The 17,905-nt window shown below is 61.1% G+C and carries 17 protein-coding genes and 1 riboswitch; of the genes, 10 read left to right on the top strand and 7 right to left on the bottom strand.

Annotated elements, in window-relative coordinates; all coding sequences use genetic code 11:
• Positions 1–75: 75 nt before the first annotated feature.
• Entirely contained in the window at positions 76–1,035 is a 960-nt protein-coding gene (locus tag OKC27_RS03770; RefSeq protein WP_182938606.1) for a LysR family transcriptional regulator, read from the top strand.
• Here OKC27_RS03770 and trpS read toward each other — a convergent pair.
• Together trpS and OKC27_RS03760 are read right to left on the bottom strand one after the other, a co-directional pair.
• A complete protein-coding gene (gene trpS / locus OKC27_RS03765; protein WP_182938607.1) occupies positions 1,014–2,027 on the bottom strand; it encodes a tryptophan--tRNA ligase in 1,014 nt (337 codons plus the stop codon). The genes OKC27_RS03770 and trpS overlap by 22 nt on opposite strands.
• 193 nt (positions 2,028–2,220) lie before the next feature.
• Positions 2,221–2,658, bottom strand: a complete 438-nt coding sequence (locus OKC27_RS03760) for a universal stress protein (protein ID WP_270805957.1) — start codon at positions 2,656–2,658, stop codon at positions 2,221–2,223.
• 401 nt (positions 2,659–3,059) lie between these two features.
• Here OKC27_RS03760 and fabV point away from each other — a divergent pair, with 401 nt between their 5' ends.
• The 6 genes from fabV (at position 3,060) to OKC27_RS03730 (ending at position 9,988) form a co-directional block, all read left to right on the top strand.
• Positions 3,060–4,247, top strand: a complete 1,188-nt coding sequence (fabV, locus tag OKC27_RS03755; RefSeq protein WP_270805955.1) for an enoyl-ACP reductase FabV — start codon at positions 3,060–3,062, stop codon at positions 4,245–4,247.
• 92 nt (positions 4,248–4,339) lie between these two features.
• Positions 4,340–4,864 (top strand): non-heme ferritin, encoded by a 525-nt coding sequence (gene ftnA / locus OKC27_RS03750; RefSeq protein WP_042063553.1) that lies wholly within the window; start codon positions 4,340–4,342, stop codon positions 4,862–4,864.
• A 147-nt stretch (positions 4,865–5,011) separates the two neighbouring features.
• Entirely contained in the window at positions 5,012–6,196 is a 1,185-nt protein-coding gene (locus OKC27_RS03745) for an NAD(P)/FAD-dependent oxidoreductase (protein ID WP_162518095.1), read from the top strand.
• 81 nt (positions 6,197–6,277) lie between these two features.
• Positions 6,278–7,951: a sensor histidine kinase gene (locus OKC27_RS03740; protein WP_042063551.1), complete on the top strand. Its 1,674-nt coding sequence runs from the start codon at positions 6,278–6,280 to the stop codon at positions 7,949–7,951.
• Positions 7,945–8,688 (top strand): LytR/AlgR family response regulator transcription factor, encoded by a 744-nt coding sequence (locus OKC27_RS03735; RefSeq protein ID WP_182938609.1) that lies wholly within the window; start codon positions 7,945–7,947, stop codon positions 8,686–8,688. The genes OKC27_RS03740 and OKC27_RS03735 overlap by 7 nt, the downstream gene beginning before the upstream one ends.
• Before the next feature lie 109 nt (positions 8,689–8,797).
• Positions 8,798–9,988, top strand: a complete 1,191-nt coding sequence (locus OKC27_RS03730) for an L-lactate MFS transporter (RefSeq protein ID WP_163129633.1) — start codon at positions 8,798–8,800, stop codon at positions 9,986–9,988.
• Positions 9,989–10,061: 73 nt separating this feature from the next.
• Here the strand turns inward: OKC27_RS03730 and OKC27_RS03725 are convergent, their stop codons facing one another.
• The 4 genes from OKC27_RS03725 to OKC27_RS03710 form a co-directional block, all read right to left on the bottom strand.
• The gene (locus tag OKC27_RS03725) at positions 10,062–11,186 is read right to left on the bottom strand and encodes a 5-(carboxyamino)imidazole ribonucleotide synthase (RefSeq protein ID WP_182938610.1); all 1,125 of its coding nucleotides are present in this window, start codon (positions 11,184–11,186) and stop codon (positions 10,062–10,064) included.
• On the bottom strand, positions 11,183–11,692 hold the full coding sequence (purE, locus tag OKC27_RS03720) for a 5-(carboxyamino)imidazole ribonucleotide mutase (RefSeq protein WP_182938611.1): 510 nt from the start codon (positions 11,690–11,692) through the stop codon (positions 11,183–11,185). The genes OKC27_RS03725 and purE overlap by 4 nt, the downstream gene beginning before the upstream one ends.
• A 63-nt stretch (positions 11,693–11,755) precedes the next feature.
• Positions 11,756–12,058 (bottom strand): P-II family nitrogen regulator, encoded by a 303-nt coding sequence (locus tag OKC27_RS03715; RefSeq protein ID WP_182938612.1) that lies wholly within the window; start codon positions 12,056–12,058, stop codon positions 11,756–11,758.
• Between the two features lie 4 nt (positions 12,059–12,062).
• A complete protein-coding gene (locus OKC27_RS03710) occupies positions 12,063–12,989 on the bottom strand; it encodes a sodium-dependent bicarbonate transport family permease (protein WP_182938613.1) in 927 nt (308 codons plus the stop codon).
• A 109-nt stretch (positions 12,990–13,098) separates the two neighbouring features.
• On the opposite strand from OKC27_RS03710, the gene OKC27_RS03705 reads away from it, so the two are divergent.
• From OKC27_RS03705 to murI, 3 genes are all read left to right on the top strand, one after another.
• Positions 13,099–14,001: a LysR family transcriptional regulator gene (locus OKC27_RS03705; protein WP_182938614.1), complete on the top strand. Its 903-nt coding sequence runs from the start codon at positions 13,099–13,101 to the stop codon at positions 13,999–14,001.
• Positions 14,002–14,036: 35 nt separating this feature from the next.
• Positions 14,037–14,214: riboswitch (cobalamin riboswitch) on the top strand.
• Positions 14,215–14,266: 52 nt separating this feature from the next.
• Positions 14,267–16,132 carry a TonB-dependent receptor domain-containing protein gene (locus OKC27_RS03700; protein WP_182938615.1) on the top strand — a complete coding sequence of 622 codons (1,866 nt, stop codon included), beginning with the start codon at positions 14,267–14,269 and terminating at the stop codon, positions 16,130–16,132.
• Between the two features lie 107 nt (positions 16,133–16,239).
• Positions 16,240–17,043 carry a glutamate racemase gene (gene murI, locus OKC27_RS03695; protein WP_088868056.1) on the top strand — a complete coding sequence of 268 codons (804 nt, stop codon included), beginning with the start codon at positions 16,240–16,242 and terminating at the stop codon, positions 17,041–17,043.
• Positions 17,044–17,050: 7 nt separating this feature from the next.
• On the opposite strand, the gene OKC27_RS03690 is transcribed toward murI, so the two are convergent.
• Positions 17,051–17,542, bottom strand: a complete 492-nt coding sequence (locus OKC27_RS03690) for an RNA recognition motif domain-containing protein (RefSeq protein WP_042063539.1) — start codon at positions 17,540–17,542, stop codon at positions 17,051–17,053.
• Between the last annotated feature and the right edge of the window lie 363 nt (positions 17,543–17,905).

Raw genomic sequence — 17,905 nt, 5'->3', positions numbered from 1 at the left:
TTAAGCCAGCGCATTCTAGGTAATCTGTTACTATGGTAAAAATGAATTGTTGGCATTTAACTATGGCTAATATCGATGGATAGCTCACTCGCCCGTCTCGACCTCAACCTGCTCGCCGTATTCGACATGCTGATGCAGGAGCGCAACGTCACCCGTGCCGCCGAGCGGCTGCACCTCTCCCAGTCCACCGTCAGTCATGCGCTGGGGCGGCTGCGAACGGCTCTTGACGACCCCCTGTTCGTGATGAGCCGGCGCGAGATGATGCCGACCGAGCGGGCCAAGGCGCTGGCCGGGCCGGTGCGTCAGGCGCTGGCGATGCTGGAGCAGGGCTTGCGGCAGGCCAAGGGGTTTGATCCTGCTACCGCGCGGCGGATTTTCCGTATCGCCACCCCGGGCTCGGTGGAGCACGGGCTGGTGCCGGTGCTGGTGGACAGGCTCCATCGGCAGGCCCCTCACTGTCGGCTTGAGGTGTGCGAGCTGGCCGACAGCAACTACGAGCGGGAGCTGGAGAAGGGGGAGCTGGATCTGGTGATCGGCTTCGCCGGGGCGAATCATCTCTCACCCCGCTTGTGGCGGGAGGAGTGGTTCAACAACCCGCTGGTCTGCCTGTCGCCACTCGGCAGTGAATTGCCCGATGTGCTGACCCCGGTAGAGCTGGTGAGCCGCCCCCACATCCATACCTCCAGCTGGGGTCACAGTCAGGCGATGGTGGAGCTCTGGCTGGCCCGTTTCGGGGTGGAGCGGGAGCTGGGCGTGCGGTTGCCGAGCTTTATGGCGGTGCCACCGCTGATGGCCACCGGCCGCTATCTGGTGGTGGTGCCCGAGATGATCGGACGCCACTTCTGCCGTTACTACCCGCTGCGGATGCACCAGCTCGACCCCGCCATCCCCATCGTCTACCTGATGGCAGGGCACCCGCTCACCGCCCACGACGAGGCGATCGGCTGGTTCAAGAGCCTGCTGCACCAGCTGGTGTTCGACCTCTACGGCACCGATGCGCTCGGCACCCCGGCTCAGCGCAGTCTGGCGAAGTAATCCAGTCCCATGGCGCTTTTCACCTCGGCCAACACCTCGTCGGTGATGATGCGGGCCTGCTCGGTGCCCTGATAGAGCAGCTCCAGCAGTTTGTCCTTGTCGGCGATGGCGGCCTGACGGCGCTCCCGCATCGGCGCGAGCAGGGTCTGCAGACAGTCGTTGAGCACCTGTTTGCAGCGCATATCGCCCAGTCCGCCGCGCTGATAGTGCGCCTTCATCTCGGCCACCAGCTCTTTGTCGGGGTGGAAGGCATCGAGATAGGCGAACACCGTATTCCCCTCCACCTGACCCGGATCGCTCACCTTGAGGTGGTTGGGGTCGGTATACATGGCGAACACCGCCTGTTTGACCTCTTCTGCCGACATGCCGAGTTCGATGGTGTTGCCGAGGGATTTGGACATCTTGGCCTTGCCGTCGATGCCGGGCAGGCGGCCGGTGTCGCTCAGGATCGGCTGACACTCGGTCAGTACCTCTTTGCCAACTAGCGTGTTGAAGCGGCGGACGATCTCGTTGGTCTGCTCCAGCATCGGCAGCTGATCTTCCCCGACCGGCACGTGGCTGGCGCGAAAGGCGGTGATGTCGGCGGCCTGACTGACCGGATAGACCAGAAAACCGGCCGGCAGCGTGCGTTCGAACCCTTTCTGCTGGATCTCCGCCTTGACGGTGGGATTGCGCTCCAGTCGGGCGACGCTGACCAGATTGAGGTAGTAGCAGGTGAGTTCGGCGAGGGCGGGCAGGGCGCTCTGCAGGCAGAAGGTGGTTTTGGCCGGGTCGAGGCCGACCGCCAGATAGTCGGCCATCACCTCCAGCACGTTGTCGGTCACCTTGGCCGGGTTGTGGCCGTTGTCGGTCAGCGCCTGCAGGTCGGCGATCATCACGAATTGACGGTAGTGGTGCTGGGCGTCGACGCGCTGGCGCAGGGAACCGACATAGTGGCCGATGTGCAGTTTGCCGGTGGGACGATCGCCAGTCAGGATAACGGGGTTGTGCATGTCACTCTCTCCAGTTGGGTGAGCCGGGAGGCGACAAAGGGATAAAAACAGTTGACCGCCTCTCGGCGGTCACGGTGTTTTCTTTGGGAAAATCTCGAATAGAAACGCGGTGCCGCCTGTTTAGGAGCAGCACCACCAGTAGTTGTGATTGAATGCGGTCATGTTCATAGCAAATCAAACTACGCCGGTTTCATTACTTCTGCAAGGGGACGACCAGCAGATCGCACGGCACCGTATTCATCAGCTGACGGGCGCTGGAGGTGAGCAGGCTCCAGAAGCTCTGGCGATGGCCGCACACCAGCAGATCGATCTCGTACTCCTTGACCGCCTGATTGACTCGCTCGCTCAGATCGCCGCAGATCACCAGCTTCTTCTCGATGGGATAGTCCACCGAGGCCAGAAATGCCTCCAGCTTCTCTTTCGCTTCGGCGATCACCTGATCCTGCACGTTGTCGATGTCGATATCGATCATCTCGGTGTAGAGATCCTTGAGGTCCACATCGACATGGATAACCGACAGCTTGGCGCCGTTGGAATGGGCTCTGTCCACCGCCTTGTCGATCACCTTGCGGTTATCTTCAGAGAGGTCGATCGCGGCCAGAATATGCTTGTAATAGGTTGTTCCACTCATGGGATATCTCCTTACCGATCCTTCACTCCACTATACCCATCTCTGCTGAAACTAAAATGGTGTCGTAGACACAGTTTCGGGATTTAAATGAGTTTAATTTTTAACGTCGCAGGGTTGGCCACTCAGTTACCGACCATTATTTGCCTATAAATTAAACAGGAGTTTGAAGCCGGTCACACCCTTTGGCTTGCCCATGATAGGGGAGAGGCATAGGATGGGCCCGTGCTTCGCAATGAACACAAAACAACAAAAAGCATCTGAATACCGCTTTGGGGAGCCACGTGCTCCCTTTTGTTTTTCTGCCTCATTTCTTGCCGCTTTTCTGACTGATAGCGGTCCGGCATCAAGTTAATCTCCTGCGAGTTGGTTATGCTGTAGCCAGTTTCTTTGGAGGCCTTCCCATGATCATTCATCCCCAGATTCAAGGTTGTGTTGCCCGCAACTGTCACCCCATCGGCTGTCGCGCAGCCGTGCAGCAGCAGATCGAACGGATCAAGGCCGCTGGCCAGTTCAACGGGCCCAAGCGGGTGCTGGTGCTGGGGGCCTCCTCCGGTTTCGGGCTGGCGTCGCGCATTGCGCTCGCCTTTGGGGCTGGTGCCGACACCATCGGTATCTCGTTCGAGCGTGGCCCCTCCGACAAGGGACTCGGCAGCGCCGGTTGGTACAACAACATCTGGTTTCGCAAGGAGGCGGAGCAGGAGGGGCGTATCGCCATCAACCTGATTGGTGATGCGTTCTCGGATGCCATGCGCCAGCAGACCATCGATACCATCCGCCAGCAGCTGGGGCAGGTGGATCTGGTGATCTACTCGCTGGCGAGCGGCATTCGGGTGCTGCCAGATGGCACGCAAGTGCGTTCTGTGCTCAAGACCACCGGCCAGCCGTTCAGCGGTTGGGGGCTGGATCTGGAGCGCGATACCCTGGTGCAGCAGTCGCTGGCGCCCGCCACGCCAGAGGAGATCCGCGATACCGTCACCGTGATGGGCGGCGAGGATTGGCAGCTCTGGATGCAGGCGTTGCAGCAGGCCGATTGCCTCGCCCCCGGCGCCCAGACCGTGGCCTACTCCTACATCGGCCCCGAAACCACCTATCCCCTCTATCGGGATGGCACCATCGGTTATGCCAAGGAGCATCTGCACGCCACCGCCGAGACCATCAATTTGCTGCTGGCCGAGATCGGTGGCCACGCCTGGGTATCGGTCTGCAAGGCGCTGGTGACCAAGGCGAGCGCCTATATTCCGGTGCTGCCGGTCTATCTGGGCCTGCTGATGGGGGTGATGAAGGAGCGCGGTGTGCACGAAGGCTGCATCGAGCAGATGCAGCGGCTGTTTGCCGCCAAGATGTACGGGGCCAATGGGGTGGTGGCCGATGGCAACCGGCTGATCCGGATGGATGACCACGAGCTCGACCCGGCCATTCAGGCCGCCGTCTCGGCCCTCTGGCCCAAGGTGACGCCGGACAACTTCCACGGGCTGGGGGATTTTGTCGGGCTGCGGCAGGATTTCATGCAGCTCAACGGCTTCGAGCTGCCGGGTGTCGATTACGCGGCGCCGGTGGATGTCGCCTCCCTTGGCGAACTGACCCCCTGAGCTGAAAGAAACGGGATCTCCCTCTCGTTGGCGGGTTGATTCGCGGCGGGAGTGTGGCGACAATCGATACCAAATCACTGAGGAGAAACAAGATGCTGGCCCAAGCCATGATCGAGAAGTTGAACGAGCAGATTAACCTGGAGTTCTACTCCTCCAATCTCTATCTGCAGATGAGTGCCTGGTGTGAAGACAAGGGCTTCGAAGGGGCTGCGACCTTCCTGCGCCAACATGCGGTCGAGGAGCGCCAGCACATGGAGCGTCTGTTCACCTACGTGAGCGAGACCGGCGCCATGCCGCGTCTGGGTGCCATCGATGCCCCTCCCCACGAGTTCAAGTCGCTGGGCGACGTATTCCGCGCCACGCTGGAGCACGAATACCACATCACCAAGTGCATCAATGGCTTGGCCCATGTGGCCTTCACCACTCAGGACTACTCCACCTTCAACTTCCTGCAGTGGTATGTGGCCGAGCAGCATGAAGAGGAGAAGCTGTTCAAGAGCATCGTCGACCGTCTCGGTCTGGTGGGTGAAGATGGCAAAGGCCTCTACTTCATCGACAAGGAGCTGGCCGAACTGGCCAAGGGCGCCCCTGCCAGCATCATGGACAGCAACGCCTGATAGTCGTGGACACTTAGTGTTCAGCCAGTACAATAACGGCCCTTTTAAGGGCCGTTGTTTATTCTGATGCGAAACCAACGTTCTGTTCCGCCAGAGGCAATCACGGTTCTGGCCAAGTGCCGTTTCTATTTTGATAAGTGAGTGATGATGAAGCAGGTCGATGTGGTGGTGATTGGGGCCGGTGCGGCCGGATTGATGTGTGCGGCGCAGGCAGGCTACCGTGGCCGCTCCGTGCTGGTGCTCGACAACGCCAAGAAGCCGGGCCGTAAGATCCTCATCAGTGGCGGTGGTCGCTGCAACTTCACCAACCATCAGGCGGGCGCCCACGCCTACCTCTGCGCCAACCCTCACTTCAGCAAGTCGGCGCTGGCCCGCTACACCCAGCAGGATTTCATCGATCTGGTGGACCGCCACGGGGTCAACTATCACGAGCGCACTCTGGGACAGTTGTTCTGCCTCGAGAGCGCCAAGGAGATCGTCGATGTGCTGCTCACCGAGTGCGACTGGGCCGGGGTAACCCTGCAGTTCCAGACCGAGATCCTCACCGTCAGCAAACAGGACGAGGGTTTCGTGCTGACCACCAGCAAGGGTGAGATCGGCTGTCACTCGCTGGTGGTGGCGACCGGCGGCCTCTCCATGCCCAAGCTGGGGGCTACCCCTTACGGCTTCAAGCTGGCGGAGCAGTTCGGCCTCAACGTGCTGCCGACCCGTGCCGGGCTGGTGCCCTTTACCCTCCATCAGGCAGAGAAAGAGGCGTTCGCCGATTTGGCGGGTATCAGCCTGCCGGTAGCGGTGACCGCCGAGGATGGCACCCGTTTCAAGGAGGCGATGCTGTTCACCCATCGCGGCCTCTCCGGCCCCGTCATCCTGCAGATCTCCTCCTACTGGCATGCCGGCGAGAAGATCCATATCAATCTGCTGCCGGAGCTGGATATTCCAGCCGCCCTGCGCGAGTGGGCGCAGGCGCACCCGGCGCAGGAGCTGAAAACCGTGCTGGGGCGCGAGCTGCCCAAGCGCTTCGTCGACAAGCTGGTGGAGCTGGGCCAGCTGGTCAGCAAGCCGATGCGCCAGTACAACGAGCGTGAGCTGGAAGCGGTGGCCAACCTGCTGGGTGACTGGCAGATCCTGCCCAACGGCACCGAGGGCTATCGCACCGCCGAAGTGACCCTGGGCGGCGTCGATACCAACGAGCTCTCCTCCAAGACCATGGAGGCGCGCAAGGTGCCCGGCCTCTACTTCATCGGCGAAGTAGTGGATGTGACCGGCTGGCTTGGTGGTTACAACTTCCAGTGGGCCTGGTCCTCCGGCTGGGTGGCCGGGCAGTACTGTTGATGTCACAGGGGCTGGTTTATCCGGCCCCGATTTATTGGTCAGGGTTATGGTGATCGGTCGGGTTGCTGCAAGGGGGCGTAGATGCTTGAGAATCAGATGATGTTGTTGGCGGTGTTCGAACGGGCGGCGCTGATGCTGATGACCCTCTTCTTTCTGACCCGTACCCGGCCGTTCCAGCGGCTGTTCCAGAAGCGGGATCACACCCCGGCGGAGCTGGTGCTGGTGGCCTCCATCTTCTGTCTGTTTGCGGTGTTCAGCACCTACACCGGCATTCCGGTGGAGGGGGCGCTGATCAACGTGCGGATCATCGCCATCATCTCCGGCGGCATCCTGTTCGGCCCCTGGGTCGGCATTCCGGCCGGGGTCATCTCCGGCCTGCACCGCTACCTCATCGACATGGATGGTCACACCTCCATCCCTTGCCTTATCGCCAGCATCATCGCCGGTCTGCTCGCCACCTGGCTGCACCTGCGCTGCCGCAAGTCACGGCTCTGGCTCTACGGCATTCTGGCGGGGATGCTGTGCGAAGGGCTGACCATGCTGCTGATCTGGCTGTTGACCGAACCCCATGAGGTGGGGGTGGAGATCGTCAGCCATATCGCCTATCCGATGATCGCCGGGGCGCTCTGTATCGGTCTTATCATCAAGCTGGTGCAGGATCTCGATGACGAGAAGGAGCTGATTGCCGCCAAGCAGGCCAAGCTGGCGCTCGATATCGCCAACAAGACGTTGCCCTTCTTCCAGAACATCGATCGCCACTCCCTCAGTCAGGTGTGCGATGTGATCCGGCGCGACATCAGCGCCGATGCGGTGGCCATCACCGATACCCATGACGTGCTGGCCTATGTCGGGGTGGGCAAGGACTATTACGAGCTGGACGAGCACCACGCCATCAGCGGCATGACCCAGCAGGCGGTGCTGCTCGACCAGATCATCATCAACAACGATCTGCGTCAGTATCACCTCTCCGATTTTCACTCGGTCATCATTATTCCGCTGCGGGAAAACGGCTCGGTCAGCGGCACCCTCAAGATCTACTACCGCCGCACTCACAGCATCACCAGCTCCCTGCGGGAGATGGCGGTGGGTCTCTCCCAGCTCATCTCCACCCAGATGGAGGTGTCGCGCATCGAGCAACTCAAGGAGATGACCCGCAAGGCGGAGTTCACCGCGTTGCAGAGCAAGATCAACCCGCACTTCCTGTTCAATGCCCTCAACGCCATCTCGTCGCTGATCCGCATCCGACCCCAGCAGGCGCGCCAGCTCATCGCCAATCTGGCGGATTACCTGCGCTACAACCTCAACAAGGGTGATGAGCTGATCGACATTCAGGAGGAGCTGCAGCAGGTGCGCGACTACGTGGCCATCGAGCAGGCCCGCTTCGGCGACAAGCTGGAGGTGGTGTTCGAGGTGGACGATGTCCACATTCAGGTGCCGAGCCTGCTGTTGCAGCCGCTGGTGGAAAACGCCATCCTGCACGGCATCCAGCCCCGCAGCGCGCCGGGTCGGGTCACCATCGAGGTGAAACAGCTGGCGGGCGGCATCCGGGTATCGGTACGGGATACCGGTTACGGCATCAGTCAGGCGGTGATCGACGGGGTCGCCGCCGGTCGGGTGGAGAGCCGCAGCATCGGTCTGATGAACGTGCATCAGCGGGTCAAGCTGCTCTATGGCGATGGTCTGCACCTCAAGCGGCTGGAGCCGGGTACCGAAGTGAGTTTCTATCTGCCGGATCAGGAGGCAATGCCATGCTGAAAGCGATCATTGTGGAAGACGAATATCTGGCTCGCGAAGAGCTGATCTATCTGGTGAACCAGCACAGTCAGATCGAGATAGTGGCGAGCTTCGAGGACGGGCTGGAGGCATTCAAATACCTGCAGGATCACGAGGTGGACGTGGTGTTTCTCGATATCCAGATCCCCTCTATCGATGGCCTGCTGCTGGCCAAGAACCTGCACAAGTCGAGCCATCCGCCCCACATCATCTTCGTCACCGCCTACAAGGAGTTCGCGGTGGAGGCGTTCGAGCTGGAGGCGTTCGACTACATCCTCAAGCCCTACAACGAGCCACGCATCATTAATCTGCTGCAAAAGCTCGAGCATGCGGGCAAGTCGCAGCCTGCCACCACGGGGGAGGCGAACGGCGAGGGGAGCAGCCCGCACAATCGCACCGTCAATCTGGTGAAGGGGGAGCGCATCATCGTCACCCCCTGCGAGCAGATCTACTACGCGGAAGCCGATGAGAAGCTCACCTATGTCTATACCCGCGATGACCGCTACGTGATGACCATGACCATCAGCGAGTTTGTCAGCCGCTTGCCTGCCGAGGGGTTCTTTCGCTGCCACCGCTCCTACTGCGTCAACATCAACAAGATCCGCGAAATAGTGCCCTGGTTTAACAGCACCTATCTCATCCGGCTCCATGATCTGCCGTTCGAGGTGCCGGTCAGTCGCAGCAACATCAAGGCGTTCCGTCAGCTGATGCGGCTCTGATTGTCATTCATTCCCGCCGATCTGCATTTCATGCCTTAATCGATCGGCGCGAACAGCGTCTTGTCTATAGTGGCCCCAGTTTCCTTAAGGCCATCGACCGAGACGCATCATGACCAAAGAGATGAATCGCACCCGGTACCTGACACTGATCGGTACCATCATCACCCAGTTCGCACTGGGTTCTGTCTACACCTGGAGCCTGTTCAACGCCCAGCTCTCCGACAAGCTGGACGAGCCGGTGAGTCAGGTGGCCTTTGCCTTTGGTCTGCTCAGCCTCTCGCTGGCGGTCGCCTCCTCCATGGCGGGCAAGCTGCAGGAGCGGTTCGGGGTGCGCAACGTAACCCTGGGCGCCGGCGTGCTGCTCGGTATCGGCTTCTTCCTCACCGCCCACGCCAGCAATCTGGCGATGCTCTACCTCTGCGCGGGCATTCTGGTCGGTTTTGCCGACGGTACCGGTTACCTGATGACCCTCTCCAACTGCGTGAAGTGGTTCCCGGAGCGCAAGGGGCTGATCTCCGCCTGCTCCATCGGTGCCTATGGCCTCGGCAGCCTCGGTTTCAAATACATCAACCTGCTGCTGCTCTCCAGCTCCGGCCTTGAGACCACCTTCCAGCTGTGGGGGCTGATCGCCATGTCCATGGTGCTGGTGGGCGGCATGCTGATGAAGGATGCGCCCAAGCAGGCCGCCTCTTTGCAACAGAGCGAGAGCCGTGACTTCACCCTGGCCGAGGCGATGCGCAAGCCGCAGTACTGGATGCTGGCGCTGATGTTCCTCACCGCCTGCATGAGCGGCCTCTACGTTATCGGCGTGGCCAAGGATATCGGCGAAAACATGGTGGGCCTGCCAGCCGTGGTGGCTGCCAACGCCGTTGCCATCATCGCCATGGCCAACCTGGGTGGTCGTCTGGTGCTGGGTATCCTCTCCGACAAGATGTCCCGCATCCGGGTCATCACCATCGCCCAGCTGATTACCCTGGCGGGCATGGTGCTGCTACTGTTCGTGCCGCTCAATGCCAACCTGTTCTTCGTGGCGGTGGCTTGTGTGGCGTTCAGCTTCGGCGGCACCATCACCGTCTACCCCTCGCTGGTGAGCGACTTCTTCGGTCTCAACAACCTGACCAAGAACTACGGTGTCATCTATCTGGGCTTTGGTCTGGGCAGCATCATCGGCTCCATAGTGGCCTCCCTGTTTGGCGGTTTTATGGCGACCTTCAACCTGATCCTGGTGTTGTTGGTGGTGGCGCTGGTGCTCTCCCTCACCATCCGCCTGCCGGCGCCGGTAACGGTGGAGCGGGCCTGATTAGCCTCCCTGCCACAGCAAGCAATAACAGAGACCCGGGCCATGCCCGGGTCTTTGCATTTCCGATGGTCGATCAGTGTGGCGCTAGCCCCAACAGCTGGCGGGCCTTGCGGCAGGTCTCCGCCACCGTTGGCCACTCGTCGCCGGAGATGGTTATGTGACCCATCTTGCGGCCGGGGCGGGGTTCGCCCTTGCCATAGAGGTGCAGATGCAGGCCGGGCAGCGCCAGCAGGGCGGTCCAGTCCGGCGTGCCGTCTTGCCAGAGATCCCCCAGCAGGTTGATTAACAGGGCGGGCCGCACGGCGATCTGCTCTGGCAGCGGCAGATCGCAGAGGGCGCGCACCTGCAACTCGAACTGGCTGCATGCGGCATTGTCGAGGCTGGGGTGGCCCGAGTTGTGGGGGCGGGGCGCCAGTTCGTTGACCAGCAGCCGTCCCTCCACCAGAAAGAACTCCACCGTCAGCACCCCGATGTAATCGAGCGCCGCGATCAGCCGCTCGGCGATCGCTTTTGCCTTACTCTCCAGCGCCAGCACATTGGCCGGGGAGCAGGTCTGATCGAGAATGCCGCCGCTGTGCCAGTTCTGCACCAGCGGCAGGGCGCTGATGGCGCCACTCGGGCTGCGGGCCAGGGTCAGGGCAAACTCCCCCTCCAGCGCCAGCCGTTGCTCCAGTACGCAGGGCACGCTACTGGCTGCCAGTGCCGTCGCCAGCTCATCCAGATCGCTCACTTGCCACTGCCCCTTGCCGTCGTACCCCTCGCGGGCAGTCTTGAGGATGGCGGGGAACAGCGCGCTGACCTGTGCGGGGATGGGCTCCTCCGGCATTAGCGCCAGATAGGGGGCGACCGGGATGTTGGCGCCGTGCAGAAAGGCTTTCTCCTCGCGCCGATCCTGACAGACCCGCACCGCACTGGCGGCCGGGTGTACCGGTTTTTGTTTTTCGAGCAGTGCGAGAGTGGCGGCGGGCACATTTTCGAACTCGCAGCTGACGGCGGCGCAACGGCTGGCCAGCTCGTGCAGGGCGGCGGTGTCGTCATAGGGGGCGACAATATGGTGATCGGCGGCGGCACCGGCGATGCTGGCGGGGTCGGGATCCAGCACCACCACCTTGTAGCCGAGGCGGTGGGCGGCCATCACGAAGTAGCGGCCGAGCTGGCCGCCTCCCAGCATGCCGAGGGTGGCGGGAGGCAGGATCATGTCGGCTCCTCCAGTTGCAGCGCCAGCACCCGGTCGCGCTCGTGGGTGCGGAAGTCGTCGAGCTGCTGCCGGTAGCGGGGGGCGTCGTCATCCCGGGTGACCGAGAGCAGGGAGACCGCGAACAGGGCGGCGTTGGCGGCCCCCGCCTCGCCGATGGCGAAGGTGGCGACTGGCACCCCTTTTGGCATCTGCACGATGGAGAGCAAGGAGTCCATCCCCTTGAGATGGCGGGAGGGGATAGGCACCCCCAGCACCGGCAGCGTGGTCTTGGCGGCGACCATGCCCGGCAGATGGGCGGCGCCACCGGCCCCGGCGATGATGGCGCTCAGGCCGCGATCGCGGGCAGTGGCGGCATACTCGAACAGCAGGTCCGGGGTGCGGTGGGCCGAGACCACCTGCGCCTCGTAGGGCACGCCGTGCTCCTTGAGGATACGGGCGGCAGCCTGCAGCACGGGCCAGTCGGAGTCGGAGCCCATTACCAGGCCGATCAGGGGAGGGGTGTTCATCTTTTCTGGTTCCTTGCTGTTAAACGTTTGCTTTCGGTAAACAAAAAGAGCCGGCAAACCGGCTCAGAATTTCTCGGGTCGCACGATTTCAACCGGTTGCAGAAAGGCGATCATGGCGTAATCGGGGTAGTAACGACTCTGCAGATGGGCCAGCAGCCGTTCCGCCTGCTCCCGGCTGCAGATCGCCTCCAGCCGGATGTTGCCGCTCTCGCTCCAGCTGGCGTTGCGCTCGCCGTGATCGCCCCGGCCGCGGGCATCCATAATGGTGTAGCCGCGCAGCCCCTCGCGGGTGAGGGTGCGCAGCAGGGTGGGTTCCAGATTGGCTTCCGTGATGACGGTCAGCAGGGTGCGGCTCTCGGTCTGCATGTGGCTACTCCGTGAAGTGGCGGGCCCAGCTGTGGTAGAGCGGGATCCCCAGCATGATGTTGAACGGGAAGGTGATCCCCAGCACGGCGCTGAGGGACAACCCCGGGTTGGCCTGAGGCACGGCGATGCGCATGGTGGCCGGCACGGCAATATAGGAGGCGCTGGCCGCCAGAGTCGCCAGCAGGGTCAGGCCGCCGAGGGAGAGCCCCATCAGCTGGCCAACGGCCAATCCCAGTCCCGCTGAGGCGAGCGGCATCAACAGCGCAAAGCCGAGCAAGAAGAAGCCATGCTTGCGCAAGTCCTGACACTGGCGGGCGACGATGAGGCCCATTTCCAGCAGGAACAGCGCCAGCGCCCCTTTGAACAGGTCGACAAACAGCGGTTTGAGCGGGGCAATCCCGTCCGGACCAGCCAGATAGCCGATGGCCATGCCGCCCAGCAGCAGGGTCACCCCCTTGCCGAGGAAGGTCTCGTGGGCCAGCATGCGCCAGCGGGTTTCGCGACTGATGCCGCGGGCCAGCACTATGCCCACCAGAATGGCCGGGATCTCCATCACCGCGAGGAAAATGGAGAGCTGGGATTCAAAGCTGATGCCCCGTTCGGTGAGCCAGTTAACCCCGACCGCAAAAGTGGCAACGCTGACCGATCCGTAGTGGGCGGCAGTGGCGGCGGCATCGACCCGGTTCATCTTGAGGCGCAGCACGGCAAAGCCGAGCAGGGTTTGCACCACACCGAGCAGGATCACCAGCGCCAGTTGTGGCAGCAGGGGCAGCAAGGACTGCTGGGCCAGACCGACGCCGCCCTTGAGGCCGATGGCCAGCAGCAGAAAGAGGGAGAGGGTGTCGTAGAGGGCTGGCGGCAGCTTGAGCTCGGAGCGCACCAGGCCAGCCAGCAGGCCAAACAGAAAGAAGAGAACAACAACGTCCAGCATGATGGTTCGCAGGGCAGTTCAGATAATGGTTGCATGCTAGAGCCCGCAATGTTTCGATAAAATCAGATTCTCGCTGATAGTTGTTCGGAAAAAACTGATAGGGAACGGCATGCTCAACTACAAACAGCTCTACTACTTCTGGCATGTGGCGCGCAGTGGCAGCGTGACGCAGGCTGCCGAACAGCTGCACCTCACGCCGCAGACCATCAGCGGTCAGGTCGCCGAGCTGGAGCAGTCCCTCGGGGTGGCGCTGTTCAACCGGGTGGGGCGGCGTCTGGTGCTGACCGCCGCCGGACTGCAGGCGCAGGAGCAGGCGGGGGCGATTTTCTCGCTCGGCGCCGAACTGGAGCATACCCTGCGCCACGCCAGTCAGGAACTGACCATGCAGGTGGGGATCGCCGATTCGGTACCTCGCACCCTGGCGTTCGAGCTGCTGGCCCCCGCCATGGCGCTGGCGACCCCGCTGCGGTTGGTGTGTCACGAGGAGCGGGCCGAGCAGCTGTTCAGCGAGCTGGCCCGCCACAAGCTGGATATGGTGCTGATCGATCGCCCGCTTCCTCCCGACAGCGGTGTGCGCGGCTACAACCACGAGCTGGGGCGCAGTCCATTGGCGCTGTTTGCCAGTCCCGAGTTGGCGGTGCGGGCACGGGATGGCTTTCCCGCCTCGCTGGAGGGGTTGCCGCTGCTGATCCCCGGAGAGAAGTCGGCCACCCACGATCGGCTGCTGGCGTGGTATCGCCAGCAGGGCATTCATCCTCATCTGGTGGGGCAGTTTGATGACTCCACCCTGATGAAGTCGTTCGGCAAGGCGGGGATGGGGATCTTCCCGGCACCGCTGGCGATGGCCGACGAAATTGGCCGTCTCTACGGGGTGGAGCGGATTGCGACCCTCACCGACGTCACCCTCTCTTATTATCTGGTCTCGGCAGGGCGCCATCTCTCCCATCCCGGGGTACAGGCGGTGATGGAGGGGGCGCAACAGCGGCTGGCGGCGCTGGCGGGCAATAAATAGAAATCTGGATGGCTATACATCCAGCTTGGCTCTGCCTATAATCCTCCCGCTTTGGCGCATCATGCTTAATAGGGAATCCGGTGAGAATCCGGAGCTGGCGCGCAGCGGTAAGGGGGAACGAAGCGACATCAGGGCACTGCCGTCAGGCGGGAAGCCGTCGCCGTAGGCCATCAGCCCCCGAGCCCGAAGACCTGCCAGAGTTCGTATTTCGGGCCGAGAGAAACCGGCCACGAAGTAGATACTTACGCGAACTTAAGGATCTCTCATGTCGAAGAAATTTCTGGCGGCTGCCCTGTTGCCGACGGCGGCGTTTGCCCAGCAGCTGACCATTCCCGTCAATCCCACCATGGTGGTGACCGCCACCCGCGTCGCCCAACCCGCCTCCAGCGTGCTTGCCCCGGTCAATGTGGTGACCCGGGACGAGATCGATCGTCTGCAAGCCCAGACCGTGACCGATGTGGTCAAGACCCTGCCCGGCGTGGAAGTGGTCAGCAATGGCGGCCGTGGCCAGCTCAGCTCGCTGCGAGTGCGTGGCGGCACCTCTTCCCAGACGCTGGTGCTGGTGGATGGGGTGCGCAGTGCCTCCCTGACCGCCGGGATGACCGAACTGAATAACCTGCCGCTCAATCAGGTAGAGCGGATCGAGTATATCCGCGGCCCGCGCGCCACCATCTACGGTTCTGACGCCATCGGCGGGGTGATCAACATCATTACCCGCCCCGACAAGGGGACCAATCAGCACAAGTTCAATATTGGTGCCGGTTCCCATCAACAGCGCCAGGCCGCTTTCAGTAGCGCCAGCCAGGTGGGCGAGGCCGGTCAACTTAAGGTTGCCGGTGGCTTCGATGATGAATCGGGTTACAACGTGCATCCCCTGCCCGGTATCAACGATGGCGACCGTCACGGGCATCAGGGCTACAACGCCATGCTGGACTACCAACAGGCGCTTGGCAGCAACTGGGATCTGTTCGGTACGACCCGCTGGTTTCGCAATGTCGCCCAGTACGACCGCTCTTCTGCTGCTTCCGCTTGGGGGCCTGCCACCCATCAGCGCAACGAGACCTGGACTGAAAACCAGAGCTATCAGCTGGGGTCGCGCTATCACAACGAGCGTTACCTGAGCGAATTGCGTGGCGCCTTCTCCAGACAGGATGCTTACGACTATCAGGACAACAGTGGCCGCGATCAGGCTGATAACCGGACCTATACCCGCCAGTACAGCCTGAACTGGGTCAACAGCTTGAAATTGAACGAGAGCTGGACCTTGGGAGGCGGGGCCGATTGGCAGAGTGATCGACTGGATGATCGCTCCCGCTCCTCCGGCGCCACGTATCCATCCGACGCCAAAGAGCGCGACAACACTGGTCTCTATGCCCTTGCCCAGTTTGACAACCAGACCTGGCAGGGCGAGCTGAGCGGCCGTAGCGACGACAACGAGCAGTTTGGCCGTCACAACACCTGGCAGACCGGCGCAGGCTGGCGCTTTGTCGAGGATTACCGCCTGAGTGCCCGCTACGGCACCGGTTTCCGCGCCCCCTCCTTTAACGACCTCTACTATCCGGGCTCTGGCAATCCCAACCTGAAACCGGAAGAGTCGAAGAGCAGCGAGCTGATGCTGGACGGTCAAACCGCTGGCGTGGAGTGGCGAGCCACCGGTTATCGCAACGACTTCGAACAGATGATCCAGTGGGCACCCAACAGTCAGGGTATGTGGATACCACAGAACGTTGGCAAGGCGCGTATTGAAGGGATCGAGCTGGAAGGGGAGTTTGACACCGGCTGGTTGAGTCATAGAGTCTCTGCCGAATACAAGGATCCCAAAGACAAGGTAACCGACAAGCAGTTGCAGCTGATCTCCCGCAAAGGGGCCAAGTGGGTGACTCAGGCGCAGTGGCAGCAGTTTGATGGTTCATTGAGCTGGATCTATCAGGGGGAGCGCTATGGCGATGCGGCCAACACCACAACACTTGGTGGCTACAGCGTGTGGAATCTGGCGGTCGGCTACAAGGTAACCCCGGCGCTCAAGGTATCTGGCAAGATCAACAATCTGCTTGATAAGGAGTATCAGACTGCGGTGGGTTATCCGGCCGATGAGCGCGCTTACTACGTGACAATGGATTACTCCCTGTAAATAGTCTCCTCTTGATGGGAAAAACCCGGGCCCTGCCATTGGCAGGGCCTTTTCTATTGGCGGCAGGCGGGAGTATGATCGCCGCCTTGCACCAAAGGGGAGCTCAAGTGGCCAATATTCTCGTGTTTGATTCCGGTATGGGTGGCCTGACCATCTACCGCGAGATCCGCCGCGTTCTGCCGGCACACAACTATTTCTACTGCTTCGACAATGCCAACTTCCCCTATGGTGAATTGAGCGAGCCCGCCCTGATTGCTGCCTGCACCCGTTTGGTTACCACCATGGTGGCCCGTCATCATATCGATCTGGTGGTGATTGCCTGCAACACTGCCAGCACCATAGCGCTGCCGGCCCTGCGTGAGGCTCTGGATATTCCCGTAGTGGGGGTGGTGCCTGCTATCAAGCCCGCCGCTGCACAGACTCGCAACGGTTGCATCGGTCTGCTGGCTACGCCGGGCACGGTGAGTCGTGACTATACCCACGAACTGATCGCCCAGTTTGCTCCCGGTAAGCGGGTGCTGCTCAAGGGCACCACCGAGCTGGTCATAGAAGCCGAACACAAGCTGGCGGGTTTACCAGTCAATATGGCGTTGCTGCGTGAAGTGCTGGCCGACTGGCTGGAGGGGGAAGAGAAGCCGGATACGCTGGTGCTCGGTTGCACCCACTTCCCGCTACTCAATGAAGAGATTGGGCAACTGATGCCGCAATGCCAGCTGATTGACTCGGGCAGTGCCGTTGCCAAACGGGTGGCCTGGTTGTTGAGCAATGGCGGGCATGGCGCCGTGCAGCCTGTATATATAGAAGAGGTGATTGCCAGGGCTTACTGTACCCGGCTGGATGGGGAGGCCCAGAAACTGACAGCCCCCTTGCAAGCATGGGGGCTGTCATCACTGGAAGAGGTAAGGTACTGACGAGCGGTTAGACGTCAGCTTCGCTACCTTCCCTCTCCTCTTTATCACGTTTGTCATTCGCTTCACGTACCTTGAGGGTGCGCTGCTGGTACTCTTTATCATTCAACGCGGCAATCGCCTTGGCGGCATCGGCGGCGGGCATCTCCACGAAACCGAAACCTCTGCGCTTGCCGGTAGACTTGTCCTTCATCAACCGCACTGAAATGACCTGGCCCTGTTCGGCAAACAATTCGCGCACGGCAATCTCGTTGGCGCGATAGGGCAGGTTGCCTACATATAAGGTGCAAGTCTCCTGATTGGCGATCGACTCGGCGACATTAGCCGGGGTTCGCTTCAGGAACAGCGGTACCACGAAACCGCCGATGGCCAGACCTGCTGCAAAAATCACTTCCGCTTTCAAAGAGAACTGCAGGGCCTGGGCAACCAGGTAGCCAACCACTGCCAATACCAGAGCAAGGATTGCGGCCTGCATATATACGGGAAACTTGGATAAATTCATCTTAAAAGACCTTTTGTAAATGAAAGCAAAAAAGGTGCAACACTATATTCACCTCCATGGTAACCAGCTTTCCTGATTGGCGCTACCATGGACCACTCGGGAGAGGTTATCGGCTCCAGTATGGCATTCCCAAGGTCACTGAAGGCGACATAAATGACGCTAAAATGGGAGTGAAATAACCAGATTGTGGATAACACTGTATATATACACTGAATAAGCTGTTTCTAATTGAATAATTTGAAATTTTCGTGATTTTCTTCAAAAAAAGCCTTGTCATCGCGGCCTCGCTCCCTATAATGCGCCCCTACCAGCACGGCGGAACACGCCGAACTGATGAGCCAGCTTCCTTGTGAAGCAGGCGCC

Origin of the sequence: Aeromonas sp. QDB62 (assembly GCF_027705695.1) — a bacterium.
Classification (GTDB): domain Bacteria; phylum Pseudomonadota; class Gammaproteobacteria; order Enterobacterales; family Aeromonadaceae; genus Aeromonas; species Aeromonas allosaccharophila.
This window is presented reverse-complemented; position numbering and strand designations above follow the sequence as displayed.